The sequence below is a fragment of the Streptomyces sp. NPDC026394 genome, from assembly GCF_055567735.1.
This window is the reverse complement of sequence record NZ_JBVHPX010000073.1, coordinates 1-1,379: the sequence shown is the minus strand read 5'-3', so window position 1 is coordinate 1,379 and position 1,379 is coordinate 1. Positions and strand designations below refer to the sequence as shown.

The following is a 1,379-nucleotide window of genomic DNA, read 5'->3' as shown; positions in this document are numbered from 1 at the left end:
TCCCACACCGCATCGATGATGCCCAGCGGCCGCAGCCGCCCGCTGATATCGGCCACCGCCTCCCACTCCACCACCGGCCCGGCATGACGCACCGTGCGCACCGGGAAGGTGAACGCCTGCAGCCCCCGCCGCCGCGCACTGAACTGCAGCTCCGCCCGCAGCACCGCCCCCTCGCCGATACGGCCCAGCGCATTGGTGACCCGCCCGGCCAGCCGCACCCCGCCGCCGGCCGCCGCCTCGAAAACGGTCAGCTGGTTGCGCAGGAACATCTTCTCCAGCGGCCGCGTGTGATACCCCAGATCGGTCACATCCAGCACCCGCCGGCCCAGCGGATCCTCCAGATGCTCCGCACACCAGAACACCCGCCCGTCCCGCTCGACCAGCGGCACCGCCACCTTGCCCGGATTGAGCAGCGCATCCACCGCCGGAATCAGATTCGCCCAGTCCCCGCGCCCCAGCAGATACCCGCACACCGCCTGCAACGGCTGCGCCCGCTCAAAAGCCTCCTCGTCCAGCGTCGCCAGATACCCCGCCGACAACCGCGCGAACTCCGCCCGGTACTCCGCATCCCGAAACGGCAGATCCCGCAGATGCAGCACCAGATCATGCTTGAGGAACTTCACATCCTTCGCCCGCCGCATCTCCGCCATCCCCCGCTCGGCGAGCATCGCATCAATACGCCGGTGCACCTCCAGCCGGTGCGCATAATTGGTCATCTCATGACGCCGGTTGGTCACCGACTTCACCGCCGCCGCCTGATGCACATGCCAGAAATACACCTGATTCGGAATCAGCGTGATCCGCTTCGCCGCCAGATACGCCTCCGCAATGAACTGCAGATCCTCATAGAACATCCCCTTCGGAAACCGCAGATCATGCTCCAGCAGAAAATCCCGCCGATAACACTTGTTCGTCGACAGCGTGTCCCACACGAACAGATCCGGCAGCTCCTCAACCGACTCCAGCGTCCGCGTCTCCCGGTACAGCCACGCATACCACTCATTACGCCGCTCCACCGGCGCATCCTTGTGCAACCGCACACACAGCCCCGACACCAGATCCGCCCCCGACGCCCGCGCCGCCTCCACCAGATTCCGGCACGCATTGCGCTCCAGCACATCATCACTGTCCAGGAACATCACATAACGCCCCACCGCCTCCCGCACACCCCGGTTACGCGGCTCACCCCCCGCCCCACTGTTCTCCTCCAGCCGAAACGCCCGCACCCGCCCCGGCCACCGCCCCGCCAGCCCCTGCGCCACCGCAAAAGAACCATCCGTACTGCAGTCATCGACAATCACCACCTCAACATCACCGAACGACTGATCCAGCACCGACTGCACCGCAGCAGGCAACCGCTCGGCATCGTTGTAGACGAT

At 66.0% G+C, this 1,379-nt stretch carries 1 protein-coding gene; it reads right to left on the bottom strand.

Features of this window, described 5'->3' with window-relative positions; genetic code table 11:
- A partial coding sequence (locus ACZ4QV_RS42485; RefSeq protein ID WP_467764573.1) for a glycosyltransferase family 2 protein occupies positions 1-1,379 on the bottom strand: 1,379 nt, incomplete at both ends.